This is a genomic window from Neobacillus sp. SAB-20_R2A, assembly GCF_049568635.1.
GTDB lineage: Bacteria > Bacillota > Bacilli > Bacillales > Cytobacillaceae > Neobacillus > Neobacillus citreus.
This window is the reverse complement of record NZ_CP145895.1, coordinates 2,869,306-2,892,380: the sequence shown is the minus strand read 5'-3', so window position 1 is coordinate 2,892,380 and position 23,075 is coordinate 2,869,306. Positions and strand designations below refer to the sequence as shown.

Sequence of the window (23,075 nt, the reverse complement as noted above, 5' to 3'; positions counted from 1 at the left end):
TCCGGAGTTCGTTTTTTTTATTGTGTTATAACAGAAATCGGTGTTGTCGGTTGTGAATTTTCCGTCATTGTCGGATAGCCAACCGTCGGCGCTGAGTATTTCTGAGTGTAGCCCGTTGTATTACTGGCGATTATCCTGTAATAATAGGTTTTCTTCTTCGTTACAGACTTATCTAAAAATGTAACGTTGCTGCCAACTCCTTTCGCACTAGCTATTGTCCCGACATTGGTCCATGGCCCATCTAATGCGGTAGACCGCTGAATTAAAAAGTCGGTTTCATTCAGAGAGCGATCGGTCCAGGTTAACGTCACACCCGTTTTACCTGCTGCACCTGCAAGAGTGTCCGGCGCTTTAGGAGCAACAGTTACGACCATCGGCCGCATCATAATATTTTCTTCATGTCCTAGCAAATGACAATGCCACAGGTATTCCCAACCAAAGTTCACCAATTGATTTGTGACCGCGGCCGGTTGATTGGTCGGATCTACGTTCATGAAGCCCATGGCCGACCCGAGCGGCATCGTCGGATCAAGCGGCCGTACGCTGTTAGGAAGATCGAACGGGACATCTGGAATAATCGGTCTCATTGCAATAATCACGTCTTCTAACGGATTCATGCGAATGGTATCCTTCCAGCCCAATTCATTTGGATCCGGAGCCTTGATCATACCATCCCAACCTACGCGGTTAATCAACTGCACATCAAACATATGCCAGTGCATTGCATGTGTGTCCACACCGTTATGAGTAATTTTCCATATTTGTGTACCATCCGTTAGCGTACCTAAAGGAACGGCTGCATCAGAGTTTTTAAATATTTCTGTTGGCGGATCAATGTCAACATATGGGATGGAGGTTTGAACATTAGCACTTGTGTGAGGCACTTCGACCCCTAACATCGAATTCATTCTTCCGTAATTCACATCAAAGTCTTCGATAATTGATTTAGGCTGCATTTCCATTGTAAGTCCTAACGCCTCAGCGGTTGCACCAGATCCGCCACCTCCGGTGATGCTTACAGTTGGAGCTGAACCATAACCATCTCCACCGTTGACTAATTGAACGCTGGCTACAGCTGCTGGCGCGAGTACGGCAGTTGCTTGAGCCCCAGATCCACCTCCACCTGTAATGGTTACAGAAGGTGTTGAAGTATAACCAGAACCGCCATTGGATAATGTTATTTTGCCAACAGAGGTCGGGGTAAGATTAGCTATTGCAGCAGCACCGTTGCCACCACCGCCCGTAAATTGTATGGTTGGTGCAGACGTATAGCCGGAGCCAGGATTTGTTACTGTTATCGCCGTGACTCTGTTGTTTCTCACTGTGGCTGTAGCCGCAGCTCCTAACCCGCCGCCGCCAATGAATGACACTGTTGGCGGAGAAGAGTATTTATTCCCGCCATTAGTAACCGTGATAGTGGCGATTGAAGTTGGCGTAAGATTTGCCTCCGCTAGCGCCCCAGATCCGCCGCCACCTGTAACAGACACCTGTGGGACACTAGTGTAACTGGTTCCACCATTATTGACACTTATCGACTCAATTGGCCTTGCTGCTAATGTAGCAGTCGCGGCTGCCCCAGTACCGCCACCACCTGTTATGGATACTGTAGGTTCAGATGTATAACCAGATCCGCCATTAGTTAATTTAAATCCTGTTATCGGCCCGTTGAAGAAGGTCATGGATGTATCAAAGATTCTTGCATAGCCGTCAGCAGGATAAGTGGTACCGAAAGCATTGTTGTAACCTGCCTGAGGAACTATTGGTTTATCTTGAAAATTTGCATAAGCGGCTGGCAATTGTTTATCCAATGTATCTAAATTAAAGGTATTACCTGTTCCAAGATTGGCAGAAACCTGGAACTGCATAATTGTCCTTGTGTTCGGCCCATATCCAGGCAGGGTAGATGGTGCGCCGCCTGTGTCAGTTTGATCCGGGTTCCCAGTGTAATAATCGTAGCGGGTGTCAAATGCCGGAACCGGTGCAGGTGCATCGTTATAGAGAATGAGCTTAGAACCATCAGGGACACCGGAAAAATCGATAATGACATCTGCACGCTCAGCAGGACCGAGGAAAAGCGTTTTATTTGTGACATTTAAGACGGTCATACTGCGGCGGTCATAATCGTAGCCAACTGGTGTATTCGGTAGAACGACAGGCTTTGGTAAAAAGCCGCTTTCTGTACCGATTTGGATCATGCTTGGACCTGATTCCGCTGGATCAGGGACACCGCCATCACGGCCATCTGTTGGCCAAGTGCTAGGAAGCCCCGCCTTTGGAACGGCCGGCACCATGTTCACTTCTCCGGCATTTGGATTATTTAAGTTGCCGTTATCATCCCACATCGCATCGTTCGACTTAGCAAAATAAAGCTGTAGATTAAAGAAGCGGTCGTTGCTGGCGTTTAAAATCCTGAAACGATAAGCTTTTTTTCCCACCTTAAGGAATGGGTAGGCGGTTCCGTTAACAAGCGGAGTATCCATGAAACTTTCTGGGACAACCGATACATTAGGAACTCCAGGGATTACCGGCGGTTCCCACGGTGCATTGACCGGGTCATAATAAGGGTTTGAAACTGGACCGTTCACAATCCCTGTAAATGGCGGCCAGAACCATGGTCCATAGTCCCATCTACCCATTGCGTTTGCCCCTTCAATATCGTAAGGATTTTGGTTTGGCATATAAACATGCGGAAACCAGAGATTTCCTTCACCGCCCCATTTGGATTTATCCCAAGTCGGGTCTGTTGCGGCTAGTTGAGTGTCATTTGGGACAAAGGTCTTGTCCTGAATAATAAGCGGCACTTGCTCTGCGGGGATAACTCCCGCGTCGATTAATGATTTTTCTGCTGAGTCTTCAAGGATGTAGCCAGCAGATTCACCCGCATATACATTAAGTCTAGTGATACCATAGGAGTGATCATGGTAAAACATTAATCTAGCACTTTGTTGATTGGTGTAATAGAAGGTTTGTGAGCCCGGTTCAGGAGTGGCCATATCTGGAACATTTTGAACGCTAACTCCTTGTGGGTAATCGGTTTTTTCTCCTGCTGGAGTAATCCATTGATGTTGTGTACCATCGCTAATCCATGGAGTATTTCCACCATGCAAATGCAGGGTAGCCCTATTCTGTGTGTAATTTAGCGGGTAACCTGGTGTTACTTTCAACCCCTTGTCACCAAGGCCAGCGCCCATAACAGTTGTATCTACTGGTAAGAATAAATTTCCTCCTTCATCTGTTGAAAGATGATTAACAAATTTCACCCTAACAGGACGGTCCTTCTGTGCAATAATCATTGGTCCAAGGTAGTTGAAGTTGGTGATAGGGTTACCTTGAGAGTCTATTTGCCGATAGCCTCTAAGGGTTGTAGGAGGCAGGTCACTGTGAAGCTTTTCGGTATACTGACGGAGTTCGATGATATAATAATCTGAGCCATTATAGGTTGTTGTATCTGGTACGGCTACAGGTATATACTGACCAAGATTGTTGGCATTATTTGCTCCTAATCCTGGTAATGAATCGACAAACTTGCGGATGCCTCCAGTTCTAACATAACCGCTGCCGCCGTTGGTGATCGTAATGCTTTTCACTACTCCGTTTTCCACTATTGCTTCTGCAGCAGCTCCTGTTCCGTTGCCACCAGAGATCTCAACAGTAGGAGGGATAGAATATCCAGAACCGCCATCAACGATCGTAATTTCAGAAATAACTCCATTTGCTACGGTTGCGGTGGCTGCAGCTCCTGTACCGTCGCCGTTGATTTTCACGACCGGTCCATCAGTGGGAAGCTGGCTATTCGCGTAGTTAGGGATTTTACCAAAATAATCCGGAGTTGCACCCGGCGTAAGCGTAGGTGTTGTGTCTTGGCTATTTACTGCGTCCATTTTAACTGATAATCGGTCAGCTGCAGCTTGTCGGTCAGCAGCAGTAATTTTGCTTTTTTTCTTGTTGATAACCTCTGTACTATTTTTGGTTTTGCTTTCTACTTTGGCGATAGTAGTCTGACCAGACGCCTGAAACAATAGTAATAAACACAAAATGACAGTAAACAAGATTTTTAATCTTTTTTTCATATGCAAAAACCTCCCCCGATATAAAGAATGATGTTCACTTTAAAGAACAAACAAATTATGCACCCCCAAATTCTTCAATAATAATATTTGGAATTTCAATATAATAATACAGCATTAATAAAAAGTAGAAAATAAAATGTTCTCGATAACAAACGACTGATTTTGCTAGGTTTTATTACGAATAAAGAGTTTTTTGTAGAAATTTGATATTTTAAAATATTATATAAACATTATGAAAATAGTAGAATCTGTTAATGAATGTAAGATGGAGTAGAGGACTGTATGGGGAGATTAAAAAAGAGGAGGAAGGTGCACGCTGCACTCCTCCTCATAAACGCGTTAAACCAATTGTACTTCCATCCATTTACGGACACTGTTAATAAACCAGATTTTCTCGCTATTATACAGATCTGCAAGCGTGAGTGTTTTTTCTTGGATCTCACCATTTTTTATAAGAATATCACGAAAAGTACCAGCTAGTAGTCCGCTTTTTACGGAGGGGGTCCATAATAATCCGCCTATTTGCAAAACGATGTTCCCATTTGTAAATTCCGTCAATTCTTCATCTTCATTCCAAAGGAGGACATCGAAAATGTCACCCGGCTTCTTCTTCTGGAATTGCGTATAAATGTCACGATACGTTGTCTTATGATATAAAAATAAGTGTTCCTTGGTTACTGGTTTGTCTGCAAGAGTAACCTTCACGACAGAATCCATTTGGTTAATCGGACTACCTTCGATTGTATACTGGCCTTGCCGGTCCAAGAGAAGACGAACTTTCAATTGACCCGTATTATGGTTAATTGAAAAATCATTCAAAGTCCTTCTGATGCCATCAAAATCAAACGGAAAACCGAAGTATTCAGCAGAATTTTTCAAGCGATGGAGATGCTCATCCAATAAAAAGAAGGTGCCATCCTCCAATAACAAGCTTTCCAGCAATTGAAACTCCGGACTATTCGCTTCAAGCAGACTTGCTTTAGTGAGAATTTCTTCATATTCACCCGCAGAGGTAGAATCCCATGTGATCCCGCCGCCAACCCCGTAGGTAGCTTCTCCTGTAAGATGATCAATCAAAACGGTTCGAATCGGTACATTAAAAACAGCTTCCTTGTTCGGGGTGATATATCCAATCGCACCGCAATAAACATCACGCGGTTCCGTTTCCAAGTCGGTAATGATTTTCATCGTGCTAATCTTCGGTGCACCTGTTATAGACCCGCATGGAAAAAGGGCCTTAAATATTTCAACGAGTTGGATATGATCAGCCACCTCTGCCGTTATCGTTGAGGTCATTTGATGTACGGTCGGATAATGTTCAATTTCAAAAAGCTTTGGAACTGAAACCGTGCCAGGTTCAGCGATCATCCCTAAATCATTTCGTAATAGGTCCACAATCATCAAATTCTCGGCCCGGTTTTTTTCCGAATCGAAAAGCCAGTTCGAATTTGCTTTATCTTCCTCCAATGTTTTTCCTCTTTTTATCGTACCTTTCATCGGCCGGGTGGTGATATCGCTGCCATTCCAGTGAAAAAACAATTCAGGAGAGGCTGATAATATACTATGTTCACCTGTATTAATGTACGCACAGTAATTCGAAGACTGGGCTTTTTTAAGTTTTCCATAAAAAGCAAGGTCGTCTCCTTGAAAGTGAGAGTTTAACCGAATGGTATAGTTGGTCTGGTATGTATCGCCGCATTCAATGGATTGCTTAATAAAATCAATCGCTTGATAATACTTATCCATCGTAACTGATGCTGCCCACTCCGTATGGGTATAGGAGCCGGTACTGTTGACCTGCTCATTCAAAGGCTCTTGAAATATACCAAACCAAAGCAGGGGGAAGGTACCGCCATCCGCCACTTTGAAAGCCGAATCAAAGGCTGGCGCACTTTCATATGAAAGAAACCCCGCTGCATAATAACCGTTGTCCACCCATTCTTGCAGGCGTTGAAAGCATGGTAATACTTCCTCAATTGTACGAGCCGTAATTACTTCAATAGGATTTTGAAAAGTATATGGCATAATGTTCCCGGATAAATCGGCAAATTCTAAGACTAATAGAGGTGCTCTATGTTTCATTTATCTTTTCCTTTATAAAAAAATTTCGTAGCATGTCCATTCCGTTTTCTGTCAAAATGGATTCAGGATGGAATTGAACGCCTTCCACTTTATATTCCTTATGGCGAAGGGCCATAATTTCCCCGTCCTCACTTCTGGCACTAATCTCTAAGCAGGAGGGAAGAGTGGATTCTTCGACTATTAATGAATGATATCGTGTGACTTGAAAGGGTGAAGGCAGTCCCTTGAAGACACCACGCTTGTCATTCGTGATGGAAGAAATTTTTCCATGCATTGGCTTCGCCGCTTTTATAATGTTTCCACCAAATGCTTGGGCAATGATTTGCTGACCAAGGCAGACACCCAATATAGGAATTTCCTGATGAAATCTTTTCACAACATCTAAACAAAGACCAGCGGTATCGGGATTACCCGGTCCGGGAGAAATCAAAATAGAATCAGGCTGCATGAATTCTATTGTTTCCAAGGTTAACTGGTCGTTCCGAATCACTACTACTTCCTCACCGAACTTGCGTATGTATTGAACTAAGTTATACGTGAATGAATCATAGTTGTCGATCATTAAAATCATGGTATTTACTCTCACCACCTAGATTTAAACAAAATTCAAATATTAGTATACATTCACATAGAGGAATTAGTAAACTTGTCCTGTTTTTTCAGTTTAACTTTAAGTGATATTTTTCCAGAAAGTGAAAGTTTTTCTTTTAAAATAAAGGTGTTTTCAAATATTAAAATGAGCAATTAGTCCTATTGGTCCTCGAAATATAGATTTTTCTGTTAGGCACCTTTGTTGAAAGTTAAATTTTTTATACCTATAATCTTTTAAGTAAACGTTTTTTATTATTACATAAAGAGGTGTGACAAAAATGAAATTAGTAGCAATCGTGGGAAGTTTACGGAAAGATTCTTATAATAGGGGTTTGGTAGAAACGATTAAGGAGAGGTTTGTTCAAAAATTCGAATTAGAGATTCTTGAAATCGGACAACTTCCGCATTATAACCAAGATGATGAATTTAACCCTTCTGAGCTTGTATTGGAATTCAAGAAAAAGGTTAAAGAAGCTGATGGTGTTATTATTATTACTCCTGAATTCAACTGGTCGATTCCTGGCGTGTTAAAAAATGCGCTTGATTGGTTGTCTCGGGTCGATAAAGTATTGATTGGAAAACCGGTTATGACCGGCGGTGCAACTATGGGCATAGCAGGAACACTGCGGGCCCAACTGCATATACGTGAAATCTTAGCATCACTTCAGGCAAAGCTATTGCCGCCGGCAGGAAACGAAATCCTGATCAGCCAGGCACATACGAAATTTGATGAAGAAACAGGCCTTTTGAAAGAAGAAGCAACGTTGAAATTCGTCGATGATGTCGTCGAAAGATTCTTCGCTTTCGTTAAAGAATAAACTCATTTAAACTGTAAAACGCCGGGGGCAAGTCTCCCGGCGCTGGTTTATACACGAATTAAATACTGTATAAGGGTTATTCCTGCTAGAAACGAAAAATTATAAATGGTGAATTTTATTAAGTATTTCTTATTTTCCTCCGGAAACTCCCTAATGAATAGTTTATATGAAATGACACTTGCCAGTGAAGCAATAATAGTGCCAAGTCCCCCAATGTTGACGCCCAATAATAACGGCTGCCAATCTGGCGTAAATTTTGCCAGCAGGAGGGAGGCAGGGACATTGCTGATTAATTGGCTTAAAAGTATCGACGTAAAGAAAACAGAATGTGAACTGTCGAGACGTTCATTCGCAAACGTGTTTACGATGCTGGTATTCGATATATTTCCGATGAAAACAAAAAAGCAAATAAACGTAAACAGCAGGGTATAATCTATTTTTCTCAATAAATGAATATCTAGCAAACAAACTGCCGCTAACGTCAGGAATAAGGCGAGTTTGTCACTAACCACACCAAAGATAGAGGCAATGATGAAGGCGAATACTACTCCCCAAACAACCGCTTTTTTTCTTCCATCTAAAGTAGAAGACGGAAACACCAAAGTTAATTCTTTCCCCTTTAGTCTTATCAAAAGAATTCCAAGGAAAACAATTCCCAAAAAAGCTAATAGAAAAACCGTCCCGAAAAACTGCAAAGGTTTTAGTCCGTAATAAGTAAAGATGAACAGGTTCTGCGGATTTCCCATTGGTGTCAAACTGCTGCCTAGATTAGCCGCGATCGTTTGCAGGATAATCGTTTCCATCATGTTGATCTTCAACTTTTTGCTTATAATAAGTGTTAACGGTACAAATGTTATTAAGGCAACGTCGTTGGTGACTAACATTGAGCTAAAGAAGCATAAGAAAACGAGAATCGCGGATACTTTTTTGCTTGTATGGCATTTATTCAAGATTGAAATCGCGAATTTATCTAATATTTTCAATTCCTCGAAGGCCTTAATGACGAGCATAAGGTTAAATAAACTTATGATAACCTTGAGGTTTATATATTCAAGCTTTGGAGGATGCAGAAAGCAGCTTGCTAATGCTAATATAAGTGAAACCGTGAATACGATGTCTTTTTTTAAAAAAGAACCGGGCAAACTTAGTCTTTTCTGTTTTCGAACAACAACCAATTCTTTCACAATGATCACCAAAAAGGTTAGGATTTTTTCAACAATGATAACATTATGATTAAATTCGATTCCTGTCAATTAAATTTTATAGCTTAAAAGCAACGGGGGGCTGACCCCCAAGGTGAGAGACAGCCCCCTATAAAAACACCATTTTATTCTACTGTAACGGATAAGGACTTAATAAGTAGTGACGGCGAACCAACTGGTGAGAGCGGGAAGGTTAGGTCGGATCCTACTTTTTCCACATCAGTCAAAAGCTGATAGAAATTCCCCGCGATCGTCATAAGATTAACTGGAAATTGGATCTTTCCGTCCTTTACATAAAACCCATTCGCAGCAACCGAGAAGTCACCGGATATTTGGTTCGCACCTGAATGTAAGCCGGATAAACCGGTAATCAACACGCCTTCGCCCATCGTAGAGACTAACTCTTCCAAAGATGATGCTGAAGGAACAATATAAAGATTGGAAGGCCCAACCTTGACGGCACCTTTATAGGAATCTTTCTGGGCATGACCGGTTGTAACTGTTTGGTCCTTTTTAGCTGTTTTTAAATTATGGAGGAAGGAATGCAACACACCTGATTCCACCAAGGTAAGTTTCTCCGTTGCTACTCCCTCACTGTCAAAATTTCTGCTGCCAAGGCCATCTTCAAGGAATGGATCATCGACGATTGTTACCATCGAACTCGCTATTTGCTTACCCAGTTTATCTTTAAGCGAAGATAACCCCGCTTGAGTGTTTTCCGCCGAAAAATTTTCGGCAAAAGTAGCTAACAGGCTGGCGGCCGCATCATTACGTAACAGGACAGGGTAATCCTTGCTCGTAATATTTCGCGAACCCAACTGTGATAAGGCTTCCTCAGCTGCTCTTGTAGCAATCTCTTTGGCATCCAGACTTTGAAAGTCCTTTGTTACTTTAAATTCAAAGGATGTCTTGGTTTCCTCTCCATCTTTCACAATCGCTTCCACCATGGCATACAAATAATTCACTTGATCACTCAAGGACAGTCCTTTATTATTGGAAAGGCTTTTGGTTACCGATGTCGTACGTATCAAACAATAATCTGTCGCCACAATCCTCGGGTCCATTGCCAGTAATTCACGTTCCACATCTTTGATAAATTGAATTTTTTCCGGAATGGTGACTTCATTTAAGGCTGTGGAATAAAAATTCCGGTTCTCATAAAAGCTGCTGCCCGCAAATATTTCTTCCACATCCTCGTCATTCATGAACTCAGCATTTTCTTTTGCATTTTTTAATAGGAAGGGGATAGAGGCATCATCTAATTTTTCCGTATAGGCGTAGCCCATTTTCCCGTCAATGATACCACGGAAAGAAACACCGCCGTCTTCCGCGATTTCGTATTGGTCGATTTCGCCTTTAAAAATTTGGCAGCCAAAAACTTCTTTCCTTTCATAGTAAACCTCAACATCTGTAAAACCAGTGGAGGCGGCATCTTTAAAAAGTTTCACCTGAAAATCCTGTATATTCATCTTTTATTCCCCCTTTGTCCCGCCAACGGTGATTTCACTTACCCGAATCATTGGCTGGCCGACGTTAACCGGGATACTGCCACTTAAGGAACCGCACATTCCCGCACCATGCCCGAGATTGTTCCCGACCATATCGACAAGCTGTAAGGTTTTCGGTCCGTTCCCAATTAAAGTAGCCCCCTTTAATGGCTTTCCGATTTTTCCGTTTTTTACCTCGTATGCTTCCATGATGGCAAAGTTGTAATCGCCTGTTGCTGGGTTGACCTGGCCGCCGCCCATGTACTTGGCATATATTCCATTCTCAGTCGCTGCGATGATTTCTCCCGGTCTTGATTTGCCTGGGGCGATATACGTATTGGTCATCCTTGAGGTAGGGGCAAAGCGGAAGGACTGCCTTCTGCCGGAACCGGTAGATTCCATTCCCATCCGGCGTGAATTAAATTTATCAATTAAATAGCCTGTTAAAATCCCATTTTTGATTAACACATTTTTTCGTGCCTTTTCACCCTCATCGTCGATGTTAATGGATCCCCATTCATTTGGAATTGTGCCATCATCAATGTACGTAACGATTTCCGGAGCAACTCTTTCCCCGATGCGATTAGCGAATACAGAATTGTTTTTCGCGACAGCAGTGGCCTCTAAGCCATGTCCGCAGGCCTCATGAAAAATGACCCCGCCAAACTCATTATCAATAATCACCGGGAATTTGCCGCTCGGGCATGGGCTGGCATCGATCATGGTTACGGCAATCCTGGCTGCTTCATTGGCATAAAGATCGAGATTTAAGTTTTCGATAAATTCAAAGCCGCTATGGGCACCCGGTCCGTAAAAACCAGTTTCCATTTTATTTCCGCTTACAGCAACGGCTTGTATCGCCAGTCTTGAGCGAACTCGTTTGTCTTCGATATATTTTCCTTCAGAATTGGCAATAAGCACATTCTGCTCCTCATCCATTAAACGGACGGTTACCTGAGAAATACTAGAGTGATAGCTTTTAGCCGTATCTGAAGCATTTTTCATGACGGCAATTTTTCTAGATTTCACTACCTCTTGCGGCAGCAATTGGATCGGATGGAGTGTACTATACGACTCTCGAACAAATGGGGCAGGGGAGATGACACTATTTCCTTTAATGGCTTGTGCCGCATTTTTCGCAGCCTTCACCAGACCGTCCTTACTGAAATCGGTGGTATACGCATAAACACTTTGTAATCCCTTAAATACACGGATTCCAACCCCAAAATCACGTCCGGAGAGAGCGGTTTCAATTTTACTGCTTCTAAGGGTGATATTATTGGTAAACCGATCCTCTACGAAAATCTCAGAAAAATCGCCGCCAGTGGATAAAGCTGCTGTCAGTACGTCTTCAATTAATGATTGACTTAGCATGATGACCTCCTATGTATTTTATTTTTCTACGCTATTATCAAACTACAATGTAATAGTCGGAAGAGGATATGTCTTGGTTTCGCATTTAAGAATGTTTTTTTATCGACAATTATTTCAATTTTTTTGTCGACAAAAATCTGTTTACAAAACTAATGGAATTTTGGGAAAATTTTAATAATAGTTATTGGATTTACCAATTAAAAGTGATACTATATTTTTGTGGATTATAACAGTTTGATTAACGAATAAACTATGTTTAGTTAAGTTTGATAGTTTTATGAATTTCAAGGTGTCGACAGACTACAGTAGGTGGTGAATAAAATGGATTCTTTTTCTATCGAAAAACCAGTCCGATATTACGATCAAGTCTATAACACGCTTAGAGAAATGATTGTTCAAGGGGACTTAAAACCTGGTGATAGTATATATGAAGCAAGAATTGCCAGAGATCTAAATATTAGCAGAAGTCCTGTCAGGGAAGCTGTCCGCGCTTTAGAAAAAGAAGGGTTATTAGCCATTGATGAAAAGTCAAGAATCACTGTCTATAAACCAACTTTGAAGGATATCGTGGATATTTACGAGTGCCGGATGGTCTTAGAGTCCTTGGCTGCTAGATTGACAACTAGGCTTGCTACAGCGCAGGAACTGCAGAACATCGAAAAAACAGTCATTAATTCGAAGCAATATTTGGATGCTGAAGGGGAACGGAACAGGCAGGCCTTGATTGCCGAAAATGGCCGTTTTCACGAATTAATCATTAAATACAGTCAAAATAGGAGATTAAAGAAACAGCTGAGAGACCTACATTCATTAAGTCACTACTTCAGGACCCTAAACTTCCAAGGTGAGAATAGGGAATGGATTGTGTATAACGAACATCAGGATATTTTAGTGCAAATGAAAAGAAGGGATGAAGACAAGGCTGCTTTTATGATGAACAAACATCTTGAAACTGACTTGGAGCATCTGAAGGAGATATTCTCTAAATACACTAAAGAATAGAAAAATAAGAAGGTCATCAAATGGATAAATGCCTCATATTTTAAACTGTCGACAGACTACAGCAGATTAAGGATCTTATTGCTTTTGGCAACAGAAGATTTTATACAGAACCTTGCCGATTTAAACTGTCGACAGGCGACATATAATAAATGTTTATAAAAAATCCACACGAAAGGATTGAAGACAAGTTGAAAACCATTATTCAAAATGGAACGATTGTAACGGCTACTGACATTTATAAGGCAGATATCCTTATTGAGAACGGGGTGATTTCCGGCATTTCCAGCCATTATGCAGCAGCCCCAGATGCCAATGTTATTGATGCAAGCGGGCAATATGTTTTTCCCGGAGGAATAGATGTACATACTCATCTTGCTTGGCCATTCCAAAGCACTGGAACGGCTGACGATTTTGTAAGCGGAACCAGAGCGGCGGCGGCAGGCGGGATTACCAGCATTATTAATTTTACCAATCCTAAGAAAGGCCAGACACTCCTTGATAATTTACAAGAATGGAAGAAAAAGGCCGAGTTATCGCTAATCGACTACGGTTTTCACTCCATAATTAGCGAATACAACGATCATGTTCTCGAGGAACTCCCAATTCTCGCAGATAAAGAAGGTGTTACTTCTATCAAACTATTTATGGCTTACAAGGGCGAGCTGATGGTGAATGACCGTGAAATGTATAAAATTTTGAAAAAAGCGGGGGAAGCAGGGATTATCACAAATGTCCATGCGGAAAACGGCGATATTATTGATGAATTAATTGCGGAGTCTCTCGCAAAAGGAAATACCGAGCATATCTATCATGCCTACACAAGACCGCCGATTACTGAATCAGAGGCAACTGGAAGAGCGCTTGCCATCGCAGAAGCAGCCAAGGCTCCTATTTACATCGTTCATGTTAGCTGTGCTGATGCACTGCAAAAAGTAGCAGAGGCAAAAAAACGCGGGGTGCAAGTAACTGCGGAAACATGCCCTCATTATCTTGTCCTTGATGAAAGCTATTTAGAACTTCAGGATTTTGAAAGTGGAAAATATATCTGTTCCCCGCCGCTTCGTGAAAAATGGAATCAGGAGCATCTTTGGAACGGTATTGCCGCCGGTCTAATTTCAACGGTAGGGTCAGACCATTGTCCATTCCTTTTTGAAGGACAGAAGACTTTGGGAAGAGACAATTTTGCAAAGATTCCTAACGGTGTACCTGGCCTCGAGGATATTTTCTCGATCGTTTATCACTTCGGGGTTAATGAGGGAAGAATATCTCTCCAAAAATTTGTTGAGGTCCTCTCCACTGGGCCTGCCAAAACATTTGGCCTCTATCCGAAAAAAGGAAGTATAGGAATTGGTTTTGATGCTGATCTTGTTCTGTTCAATCCGAATGTTTCAAGAGTCATTACCCACAAAAAACAATATCAAAATGTTGATTACAACCTTTATGAAGGTACCGAAGTCAAGGGAACCATTACTCGTGTGCTGTCTCGTGGCGAGGAAATTGTCCGCGACGGATATGTCATTGGGGAACAAGGCCGTGGAAAGTTTCTGTTCAGAAATAAGGTTTCAAAAGTTCAGTCAACAGTATCAGCGATGTAAAACTTATTAATTAACCCCCTAAGATGTGTTATCGAATATGAAAGGAGGTGAGGGCTGACAAGTAATTCGATAATCGCAAAACACATCGTACATTGGTTTCGTTTTTTGTGGAAAAACAATGAAATCTATTAAAGGGGGATTTTTATGCAAGGTGGAACTGGTCTTAAAGTTTCAAAAAATCCAAATGCGGCACTAGCTGCCAAACCAACGAATGTCCGTTGGCGCGTATTTATTATGCTTTTAGCCCTTGTCACAATCAACTATGTGGACCGCGCAGTTCTATCGATTGCCATGCCGGCAATTCAAAAGGACCTAGCGCTAGACCCTGCTATCGTCGGAGTCATCTTAAGTTCATTCTTCTGGGGCTATGCCCTCATGCAAATTCCATCTGGCTGGCTGTCTGACAAAATCCGTCCTGATAAAGTCGTGTTCGGGGCAGCACTTGGCTGGGGTATTGTCCAAACATTAACAGGTTTCATCAATGGACCGAAAATGCTGATGACATTACGTGTGTTATTGGGAATAACGGAAGCACCTGTTATGCCAGGATCATCAAAATTGCAGGCGATTTGGCTGAGCAAAAGCGAACGGGGCCGCGGCGCTACCATCATTGATAGTGGTGCACCACTGGGAACAGCTGTAGGCGGACCGATTATTGTTGCCTTTATGGCCTGGTTTGGCGGCTGGCGCGGCGCATTGATTGGCGCCGGTATTTTGACCATCGTTGTTGCCTATCTTGTCTGGAGGGTTATCAAAGGTGGACCCAATGCCAATCCAAAAGTCAATGAAGCAGAGCGCGAATATATCAGAAAAGCACTTGAAGAAGAATATGAAGAACATAAGCGTAATGCCACTGGTTTAAAAATCGGCCCAAAGGACTACTTGACCGCAAGAAATTTCTGGTGCATGTGTCTTGGATGGTTTTCGTTTAATACTGTTTTCTATGGGCTGATGACATGGGGGCCATCATATCTGGCACAAACACAAAACCTAGACATTAAAGCGATTGGCGGATCGATTTTAATTATTTTTGGTGCCGGGTTTATTGGTGAGATTATCGGCGGATTGATTACGGATAAATGGCGTGAAAAGGGCGGCAATGACAATACCGTTATGCGAACCATGCTGTCTATCGCCGGTATTATGACTGCGATCTCAATTTTCCTTTTATCTAAGTCCACTTCCGTAACCATGGCCATTACGACACTTTCCTTTGCACTATTCTTCCTGCGCTGGGGAGGTTTATATTGGAGTGTACCTGCAGCCATTTCACAGCGCGAGCATGTCGGAACTGTCGGCGGATGTATGAACTTTGCCGGGAATATTGCCGGTGTCATCACACCTATTTATGTCGGTATTATTGTATCAACAACAGGTTCCTATTTCTTAGCCCTTATGGTGTTCGTCTTTGCCGGAATTCTCTTGGCAACCGTATCTAGCTTAATTAACTACAATAAGAAAATTGGCTCAGTCAATTAATGAAGGAGGAAAAAGTAATTATGTCAGAACCAAAGAAAATCGGAATGCTTACACCGTCATCCAATACGGTTTTAGAGCCTATCTGCTCAAGAATGTTATACAATGTACCGGAAGTTACCTGCCATTATGGACGTTTTGAGGTAACAAAAATCTCACTGGAACAGGATGCTCTCAGCCAATTTAATTTTGAACCGATGTTGCAAGCAGCTGAACTGTTGGCCCATGCGGAAGTAGATGTGATTGCCTGGAACGGTACATCCGGTGGATGGCTTGGCTTTGATATGGATTATAAGCTTTGTGAAGAAATTACAAAAAGAACGGGTATCCCGGCTACAACTTCCATGCTGTCACAGGTGAGAGCATTTAAAGAACATAATATTAAATCAATCCACATGGTTACCCCATATATCCCGGAAATCAATAAATTAATTGTTGAACAATATAAAAAGCATTGTAATGTAGAGACGGTTAATGTTTCTGGACTTGCGCAAACTGTCAACCGTTCTTTCAGTCAAGTTTCACAGGAAAGAATTGAGGAGCAGATTAAGGAAGTGTGCGTGACGCCTGCAGATGCTCTAAGCGTGGTGTGTACAAACTTCCCTGCGGTTGGAAAAGTAGAATACTATGAGGAAAAGTATGAAATCCCAATGTATGACACAATCAACGTGCTAATCTGGGAGTGTTTAAAAATGGTCAATGTCGATCCTGCCAAAGTAAAGGGTTGGGGAAAACTGTTTTCAAGGGTAACAGTAAACAACTAATACTTTTTCATGGGCATTTCAACCTGGCGGGGTTGGAATGCTCTTTTTTTTAAAGAAGCAATTGGGTGCTGCATGGTGTTTTTTCGTCTTCACTGACGACTCCATACATTTTACGGGACAGAAGTTTGGCGCCCCAACCCCGATGTATACCACTTTCAATGACAGTACCAATATAAATTATACAACAATAAGGAACGCTTGAAAATTTTTTGGAAAATAAATTCTATTTTTTACAAAAACGGAGGGAAAGCAATGATCTCGTTAAATTTTTATAAAGAAGAACAGCTGTGCCTGGGTATTAAAACAGAAAGAGGAATCTTGGACGTAAAGGCAGCCGTTAGTAAACTCCCCCATATTCAATCAGCGCCGAAAACAACGGCTGAATTAATTGCTTTTGGGCCAAAAAAGCTTCGAGAGTTATTAGATTGGTCTAACATGGAGGATTCGCTATTCTTAGAAGAGGAGTCATTGACCTTTGGCCCTTGTATTACTGAACCGCAAAAAATCATTGGCGTTGGTCTTAATTACAAGGATCATGCAGCAGAGTGCGGGCTCCCATTACCGCCTGTCCCAATTATCTTTAGCAAATTTAATACAGCCATCCGGTCCCACGGGCAAGACATCTTGTTGCCAAAAAATACAAAGCAAGTGGATTATGAAGGTGAAATAGCGATTATTATTGGTAAAAAGGCCAAAAATGTGAAGAAGGAAGAAGCCCTTTCCGTTATCTATGGATATTGTATTACTAATGATTTAACGGCCCGCGACCTTCAAAAGGTAACCGGACAGTGGCTGTTAGGCAAATCCTGTGATGGATTTTGCCCGCTTGGTCCGTATCTTGTCAGTAAGGACGAAGTAGAAAATCCCAATAATTTAAGGATTGTTACGAAGCTTAATGGAGAGGTTTGTCAGGATTCCAACACTTCCAATATGATTTTTCCATGCGAGGAACTTATAAGCTATATTTCTGACCATTTTACTCTTCATCCGGGGGACGTCATTTTAACAGGTACACCAGCAGGAGTCATTCTCGGTAAACCAGAAGAACAGCAGGTATGGCTAAAGGATAGCGATGAAATCTCAATTGAGATAGACAAATTGGGCACTTTGAAGAATAAGTTTAAATCTGAAGGATATAGCAGTTCCATAGTAGAATAATAATATGAAGAAATTGAATTGTTGGAAAATTTATAAATAAATATTGAATATACTATCTGAAAATGCTAATCTTTAATTGTGTAATATAACAGATTTTATAATGATAGACTGTATTAATAAAGGTTTCTGTAAATGGTTAATTTCAAATTTATGGTTGTTAATCCAAACATTTATAGTTTAGGATTTTAAATAACTACTAGTTTTAAGGAGGAATTATAGCATGTCCAACTATGTTAAGGCGGGAAATCTACAGGTTGCTGGTATCCTTTATCGATTTATCAATGATGAGGCACTTCCGGGAACCAATCTTGAAGCTGCTGCATTTTGGTCCAATTTCGAAAAAATTATCGATGAACTGGCACCAAAAAATCGTGAGTTACTTGCGAAGCGGGATGTAATCCAAGACAAAATTAATAAATGGCATAAGGAAAACAAAGACTTTGATGCCGAAAGCTACAAACAATTTTTAAAAGAAATTGGCTACATAGAGCCTGAAGTGGAAGATTTTCAGGTTACAACAGAAAACGTTGATGAAGAAGTTGCACTTAAAGCAGGCCCTCAGCTAGTGGTGCCGGTGGATAATGCCAGATACGCTCTTAATGCGGCAAATGCCCGTTGGGGAAGCCTGTATGATGCGCTATACGGAACAGATGCAATTAGCGAAGACGGCGGAGCAACACGTGAAGGAAGTTATAATCCTGTTCGTGGTGAAAAGGTTATTACATTCGCAAGAGAATTCCTTGACAAGTGCGTTCCTTTGAATGGCGGAAGCCACAAAGATGCTGTTCTATATGCAGTTGAATCAGGGAAATTAGCTGTAGCTTTAAGCAATGGAACTACTGTTGGCCTTCAAGATGAAGCTAAATTTGCGGGCTATCAAGGAAACTCTGTTGCGCCATACGCAATCCTATTGAAAAATAATGGCCTTTATTTTGAAATTCAAGTGGACCGGAGCCATCCGGTCGGTAACACTGATAAAGCAGGAGTCAAAGATATCCTGTTAGAATCAGCTTTAACCACCATAATGGATTGTGAGGATTCGGTAGCGGCGGTTGATGCAGAAGACAAGGTTGGCGTTTACCGAAACTGGCTTGGGTTGATGAAAGGTGATTTAACAGCAAGTTTTCAAAAGGGTGATAAGACACTCACTCGCAAATTAAACCCTGACAGAGAATATACTTCGCCAGATGGAAAAATCATCTCACTTAAGGGTCGTTCCCTAATGTTTGTAAGGAACGTGGGCCACTTAATGACCAACAATGCAATCTTGGATAAGGACGGCAATGAAGTGCCTGAAGGCATCATGGATGCAGTAGTGACAAGTTTGCTTGCCAAGCATACGTTGCTAGGGAACGGAACTTATCAAAATTCTAGCAAAGGTTCCATTTATATAGTAAAGCCGAAGATGCATGGATCCGCAGAGGTAGCATTCGCAAATGAACTTTTTGACCGTGTAGAAGAAATTCTTGGCCTTAAAAAGAATACCTTAAAAATTGGTGTAATGGACGAAGAGCGCCGCACATCTTTAAACTTAAAGAATTGTATTCATGCGGTAAAGGAAAGAATCGTCTTCATTAATACAGGCTTCCTGGACAGAACAGGTGACGAAATGCATACTTCGATGGAAATCGGTCCGATGATTCGCAAAAATGAGATGAAGTCATCGCGATGGCTGCAAAGCTATGAAAAGTCAAATGTCTATAATGGCCTAGCTACAGGACTGCAAGGCCGCGCGCAAATCGGTAAAGGAATGTGGGCAATGCCAGATTTAATGGCAGAAATGTTGAAGCAAAAAATCGGCCATCCGAAAGCAGGCGCCAATACAGCATGGGTTCCGTCGCCAACAGCTGCCACCCTTCATGTGCTGCATTACCACCAAGTAGACGTTACAAGCGTTCAGGAACAATTAAAAAATGAGATTAAGGATCTACGAGACGATATTTTAGAAATTCCTGTGTCGCCGAGCCGTAATTGGACCGCTGAGGAAATCCAGCAAGAACTCGATAACAACGCTCAAGGAATCCTCGGTTATGTTGTCCGCTGGATTGACCAAGGAGTTGGCTGTTCCAAGGTTCCGGATATTAACGATATAGGTTTAATGGAAGACCGTGCGACACTAAGGATTTCAAGTCAGCATATTGCCAACTGGCTTCATCATGGAATCTGTAAGAAAGAGCAAGTAGTAGAGACACTTAAGCGGATGGCAAAAGTGGTTGATGCCCAAAATGCTGGTGATGCCAACTACCGTCCGATGGCGCCTGACTATGAGGATTCAGTTGCCTTCCAGGCCGCATGTGACCTCGTTTTCGAAGGATACGACCAGCCAAACGGTTATACCGAACCAATCCTTCACCGCCGCCGCCTGGAATTAAAAGCAAAATTATCCGTGAAAAATTAATCTAAGGGTGATATCACCTGGTTAAAAAATAAAAAAAGCTGCCCAACGAGGCAGCTTTTTTCGTTGAAATCACAGGTTATTGGCCTTGTTGATTTCGCAGGGATTGTTCAGCATAAGCAACGAGACGTTTGGTCATTTCGCCGCCGACTGAACCATTCGCTCGTGCGGTCGTATCAGCACCAAGCTGCACTCCAAACTCGTTGGCGATTTCTTCCTTCATTTGATCCAGAACATTGCCTGCACCAGGAACCAATAGTTTGTTTCTAGCCATGATACATCACTCCCGACGAAGTTTTTGAGCAATAAAAATATTGCTCGTATATAATGTATCCAATTTGAAAAAGCTAATTCGTGGTGCAAGACGCTTCATACCGTAAAAGGCCTGACCCTATTCTTTACTGTAGTAAAGTCTTGGGGACAGGCTCCGTTTCTTCTTTTTTATTGTTTATTTTTGGCTGACTAATTCTTTTTGTGTTAGTGATCCCTCTGTGGCAAGGTAGTCATGAACCACTTCTGTACGAGGAAGGCTTAGATCCGTAAGAATATGGGAAGCAGAGACGATTTCTAGCACAGGAAAGTCTGCCAGCGGTGCAAGAGCATGAGCAAATAGCTGCAGGCGGGCAGGGGAAGTCCATGCGCCTTTGATGGTAATGTCCTTAATCTCTCCTCGCACCAACTCACAAATACGAGGCTTTCCATTCTGTCCCCGAATAACCTTTAGCATATAGTACGGCTTACAAATTTCTTCACGAGCCGCTTCTAAATCGATTTGCTGATGCTTATAACCCATCGTCGCGGTTGCTACTCTTAATGTACCGTAGTCCAAAGTGCCTACAAGTGTGTCGGAATCTATGTATAAACTTGGTTTGCCCAGTTTCTTTGGATACGCGCCAACTTCACGTCCTGCAGCAATGGCTGGATGATTATCCACATACATGCAGTGTACATAGTCGCCTTTTTCACCATTGTAATTAACCTGAATGACTTGACCACACTCAGTGTAAGAGCCCAGACCGGTCACATCCGGCATCCGGATGACCTCAAACTTCACAAGCGGCTCATCGATTTCAAGCGGTTCTGGTACTACCTTTCTCAAAGCATCGATGTCAGTACGATAGACAATGTTTAAGTATTCGCGATTATTAAATCGATATGGCCCGCGTGGGAAAGCAGGTGCATCCAGCGGAGTGGAGATTTGTTTTGCAACTTCTTCTAATTTCATTTCAAACATCCTTTCAATAGTTTAATAGTTATGTAAAATTTTTAAATAATAAAAACCCTTTTGGAACTAAAAATTGAATAACAATACAGTTATTATTGTACATGCAATAATAGCTTTGTCAACAAAATTAGCAGACTACTCGAAATTTTTAGACTTTTGTCGAAAAAGCGCGAAAATATTGTTATGACAATGTTTTGTGATGATTGTATTATTATATTGACACTTTTCAAAGTTAAGTTCTTTTTGGAATAACGCAAAAAAATATTATTCTCAAAAGAAAAAAATATTATTGAAATATCAATTGACAGAAAATTACCTTTTGTCTTATTATTTAACATGATAACATACCAACCGGTTAGTATGGAAGTGAAAAACAGTAAATTCATAAGGAGAATGCAGGATGAACGATACGATTGAACAGATTCAAACGAAGGTGCAATTCTTATCAGCAGACGAGGCTATCGGGCAGATACCCGAAGGCTCCAGTATTATGGTAGGGGGATTCGGTTTCCCTGGTATGCCGCGTCATCTTTCGAGGGCGTTAGTTAAACGGGAAGAGCTAAGTGATCTTACGATAATTACTAATAGTCTTGGAAGTGTGTCTATTCTGAATGATTTGTTTGAGCAAAATCGCATCAAAAAAGTAGTTGGGAGCTTCTTTTCAACGAATAAAGAACTAGTAAAAGCCTATCGTGAAGGTAGCGTTGAGATCGAGTTACTGCCGCAGGGAACATTTACTGAAGCAATTCGTTTGGGCGGAGCGGGGATTCCGGCATTTTTCACCCCAACAGCTGCGGGAACAGATCTGGCCCGTGGGAAGGAAACACGTACATATAACGGACGCGAGCATGTCCTTGAACAATCATTGACTGCTGATGTGGCAATTATCCGTGCCCATAAGGCTGATAAAGCGGGTAATCTTGTCTATAAAAAGACAGCGCAAAACTTTAACCCAGCCATGGCAACTGCAGCCAAATTAACGATTGTGGAAGTAGACGAAATTGTGGAGATTGGTGAGTTGGACCCGGATAAGATTGTTACACCATTTATCTTTGTTGATATTGTTGTAAAAAGGGAGGAAGTGTAAGATGAGCTACTCTGTTAAGCATTATATAGCATGGCGTTGTGCACAGGAATTATCTTTAGGTTGTGTAAATCTTGGAATTGGAATCCCAACCCTGGTGGCAGATTATTTACCAAAGGGAGTTGTTACCCTGCATTCTGAAAACGGTATTCTGGGTGCCGGACCAGAACCTGGACCTGATTTTGTTATCGATCCAGAGAACATGGATTTAGTTAATGCCTCAGGTGTTCAGCCAATTACCGCACTGCCGCATGCTTCATACTTTGATAGTTCTCTTTCATTCTGTATTATGCGCGGCGGCCATCTTGATGCGACTGTTATCGGGGCACTGCAGGTCTCCGAAACCGGTGATCTTGCCAGTTGGGCCGTACCAGGTAAAGACGTTCTTGGTGTAGGTGGTGCAATGGACCTAGTTGTTGGAGCAAAACGAGTCATTGCTGCGATGACGCACCTATCACCTAAAGGAGAACCGAAAATTCTTCCGGAGTGTACCTATCCTTTAACTGTAAAAAATCGCGTCGACACAATCGTTACGGAGTATGCTGTATTTAAATTCCGAGAAGGGAAGCTTTATCTGGTAGAAATGGTAGATGAACTTACTTTCGAACAAATGAAGGAAATGACACCAGCCTCCTACGAAATTGCAGATGATTTCAAATGGGTAAATAGAAATTCCATTACTGAAGATGAACTTGTTTTAAAATAGAATTGGTATCCTAAACATTATCATATTAATAAAATAGGTACCTTCA

Annotated in this window: 17 protein-coding genes; 9 read left to right on the top strand and 8 right to left on the bottom strand. The window is 41.8% G+C overall.

The features are described from left to right. Positions 1 to 17: 17 nt before the first annotated feature. The 3 genes from V5M37_RS14065 to V5M37_RS14055 form a co-directional block, all read right to left on the bottom strand. The gene (locus V5M37_RS14065) at positions 18 to 4,070 is read right to left on the bottom strand and encodes a hypothetical protein (protein WP_423802485.1); all 4,053 of its coding nucleotides are present in this window, start codon (positions 4,068 to 4,070) and stop codon (positions 18 to 20) included. Positions 4,071 to 4,409: 339 nt separating this feature from the next. Then, positions 4,410 to 6,152: an aminodeoxychorismate synthase component I gene (gene pabB / locus V5M37_RS14060; RefSeq protein ID WP_423802484.1), complete on the bottom strand. Its 1,743-nt coding sequence runs from the start codon at positions 6,150 to 6,152 to the stop codon at positions 4,410 to 4,412. Beyond that, the gene (locus tag V5M37_RS14055) at positions 6,142 to 6,723 is read right to left on the bottom strand and encodes an anthranilate synthase component II (protein ID WP_423802483.1); all 582 of its coding nucleotides are present in this window, start codon (positions 6,721 to 6,723) and stop codon (positions 6,142 to 6,144) included. Before V5M37_RS14055 ends, pabB begins: the two co-directional genes overlap by 11 nt. Before the next feature lie 298 nt (positions 6,724 to 7,021). On the opposite strand from V5M37_RS14055, the gene V5M37_RS14050 reads away from it, so the two are divergent. Then, entirely contained in the window at positions 7,022 to 7,561 is a 540-nt protein-coding gene (locus V5M37_RS14050; RefSeq protein WP_423802482.1) for an NADPH-dependent FMN reductase, read from the top strand. A gap of 47 nt (positions 7,562 to 7,608) precedes the next feature. Here the strand turns inward: V5M37_RS14050 and V5M37_RS14045 are convergent, their stop codons facing one another. The 3 genes from V5M37_RS14045 to V5M37_RS14035 form a co-directional block, all read right to left on the bottom strand. After that, complete coding sequence (locus V5M37_RS14045) at positions 7,609 to 8,745, bottom strand: SLC13 family permease (RefSeq protein ID WP_423802481.1); 1,137 nt, start codon at positions 8,743 to 8,745, stop codon at positions 7,609 to 7,611. A gap of 143 nt (positions 8,746 to 8,888) precedes the next feature. Next, entirely contained in the window at positions 8,889 to 10,232 is a 1,344-nt protein-coding gene (locus V5M37_RS14040; protein ID WP_423802480.1) for a TldD/PmbA family protein, read from the bottom strand. Positions 10,233 to 10,235: 3 nt separating this feature from the next. Further along, on the bottom strand, positions 10,236 to 11,624 hold the full coding sequence (locus tag V5M37_RS14035; RefSeq protein ID WP_423802479.1) for a TldD/PmbA family protein: 1,389 nt from the start codon (positions 11,622 to 11,624) through the stop codon (positions 10,236 to 10,238). Between the two features lie 321 nt (positions 11,625 to 11,945). Here V5M37_RS14035 and V5M37_RS14030 point away from each other — a divergent pair, with 321 nt between their 5' ends. From V5M37_RS14030 to V5M37_RS14005, 6 genes are all read left to right on the top strand, one after another. Then, positions 11,946 to 12,626, top strand: a complete 681-nt coding sequence (locus V5M37_RS14030) for a GntR family transcriptional regulator (protein ID WP_423802478.1) — start codon at positions 11,946 to 11,948, stop codon at positions 12,624 to 12,626. Positions 12,627 to 12,814: 188 nt separating this feature from the next. Then, positions 12,815 to 14,221, top strand: coding sequence for a dihydropyrimidinase (gene hydA / locus V5M37_RS14025; protein ID WP_423802477.1), 1,407 nt, complete (start codon positions 12,815 to 12,817; stop codon positions 14,219 to 14,221). A gap of 144 nt (positions 14,222 to 14,365) precedes the next feature. Continuing rightward, positions 14,366 to 15,700 carry an MFS transporter gene (locus V5M37_RS14020; RefSeq protein ID WP_423802476.1) on the top strand — a complete coding sequence of 445 codons (1,335 nt, stop codon included), beginning with the start codon at positions 14,366 to 14,368 and terminating at the stop codon, positions 15,698 to 15,700. Positions 15,701 to 15,720: 20 nt separating this feature from the next. Further along, positions 15,721 to 16,461, top strand: a complete 741-nt coding sequence (locus V5M37_RS14015) for a maleate cis-trans isomerase family protein (RefSeq protein WP_378581810.1) — start codon at positions 15,721 to 15,723, stop codon at positions 16,459 to 16,461. Positions 16,462 to 16,713: 252 nt separating this feature from the next. Beyond that, positions 16,714 to 17,619 (top strand): fumarylacetoacetate hydrolase family protein, encoded by a 906-nt coding sequence (locus V5M37_RS14010; RefSeq protein ID WP_423802475.1) that lies wholly within the window; start codon positions 16,714 to 16,716, stop codon positions 17,617 to 17,619. A gap of 220 nt (positions 17,620 to 17,839) precedes the next feature. After that, complete coding sequence (locus V5M37_RS14005) at positions 17,840 to 20,017, top strand: malate synthase G (protein WP_423802474.1); 2,178 nt, start codon at positions 17,840 to 17,842, stop codon at positions 20,015 to 20,017. A gap of 76 nt (positions 20,018 to 20,093) precedes the next feature. Here V5M37_RS14005 and V5M37_RS14000 read toward each other — a convergent pair whose 3' ends face one another. Further along, entirely contained in the window at positions 20,094 to 20,288 is a 195-nt protein-coding gene (locus V5M37_RS14000) for an alpha/beta-type small acid-soluble spore protein (protein ID WP_026576247.1), read from the bottom strand. A gap of 174 nt (positions 20,289 to 20,462) precedes the next feature. Continuing rightward, entirely contained in the window at positions 20,463 to 21,239 is a 777-nt protein-coding gene (locus V5M37_RS13995; RefSeq protein WP_423802473.1) for an acetoacetate decarboxylase, read from the bottom strand. 400 nt (positions 21,240 to 21,639) lie between these two features. Here V5M37_RS13995 and V5M37_RS13990 point away from each other — a divergent pair, with 400 nt between their 5' ends. Further along, the gene (locus V5M37_RS13990) at positions 21,640 to 22,326 is read left to right on the top strand and encodes a CoA transferase subunit A (RefSeq protein WP_423802472.1); all 687 of its coding nucleotides are present in this window, start codon (positions 21,640 to 21,642) and stop codon (positions 22,324 to 22,326) included. A 1-nt stretch (position 22,327) separates the two neighbouring features. Further along, positions 22,328 to 23,029, top strand: coding sequence for a 3-oxoacid CoA-transferase subunit B (locus V5M37_RS13985; RefSeq protein WP_423802471.1), 702 nt, complete (start codon positions 22,328 to 22,330; stop codon positions 23,027 to 23,029). Positions 23,030 to 23,075: the final 46 nt, after the last annotated feature.

Bases quoted from the DNA above. Each gene is read 5' to 3' on its own strand.
- V5M37_RS13985 (WP_423802471.1), top strand. From the start codon at position 22,328: ATGAGCTACTCTGTTAAGCATTATATAGCATGGCGTTGTGCACAGGAA.
- V5M37_RS14005 (WP_423802474.1), top strand. From the start codon at position 17,840: ATGTCCAACTATGTTAAGGCGGGAAATCTACAGGTTGCTGGTATCCTT.
- V5M37_RS13990 (WP_423802472.1), top strand. From the start codon at position 21,640: ATGAACGATACGATTGAACAGATTCAAACGAAGGTGCAATTCTTATCA.
- pabB (WP_423802484.1), bottom strand. From the start codon at position 6,152: ATGAAACATAGAGCACCTCTATTAGTCTTAGAATTTGCCGATTTATCC.
- V5M37_RS14065 (WP_423802485.1), bottom strand. From the start codon at position 4,070: ATGAAAAAAAGATTAAAAATCTTGTTTACTGTCATTTTGTGTTTATTA.
- V5M37_RS13995 (WP_423802473.1), bottom strand. From the start codon at position 21,239: ATGAAATTAGAAGAAGTTGCAAAACAAATCTCCACTCCGCTGGATGCA.
- V5M37_RS14000 (WP_026576247.1), bottom strand. From the start codon at position 20,288: ATGGCTAGAAACAAACTATTGGTTCCTGGTGCAGGCAATGTTCTGGAT.
- V5M37_RS14040 (WP_423802480.1), bottom strand. From the start codon at position 10,232: ATGAATATACAGGATTTTCAGGTGAAACTTTTTAAAGATGCCGCCTCC.
- V5M37_RS14010 (WP_423802475.1), top strand. From the start codon at position 16,714: ATGATCTCGTTAAATTTTTATAAAGAAGAACAGCTGTGCCTGGGTATT.
- V5M37_RS14055 (WP_423802483.1), bottom strand. From the start codon at position 6,723: ATGATTTTAATGATCGACAACTATGATTCATTCACGTATAACTTAGTT.
- V5M37_RS14020 (WP_423802476.1), top strand. From the start codon at position 14,366: ATGCAAGGTGGAACTGGTCTTAAAGTTTCAAAAAATCCAAATGCGGCA.
- V5M37_RS14050 (WP_423802482.1), top strand. From the start codon at position 7,022: ATGAAATTAGTAGCAATCGTGGGAAGTTTACGGAAAGATTCTTATAAT.
- V5M37_RS14035 (WP_423802479.1), bottom strand. From the start codon at position 11,624: ATGCTAAGTCAATCATTAATTGAAGACGTACTGACAGCAGCTTTATCC.
- V5M37_RS14030 (WP_423802478.1), top strand. From the start codon at position 11,946: ATGGATTCTTTTTCTATCGAAAAACCAGTCCGATATTACGATCAAGTC.
- V5M37_RS14015 (WP_378581810.1), top strand. From the start codon at position 15,721: ATGTCAGAACCAAAGAAAATCGGAATGCTTACACCGTCATCCAATACG.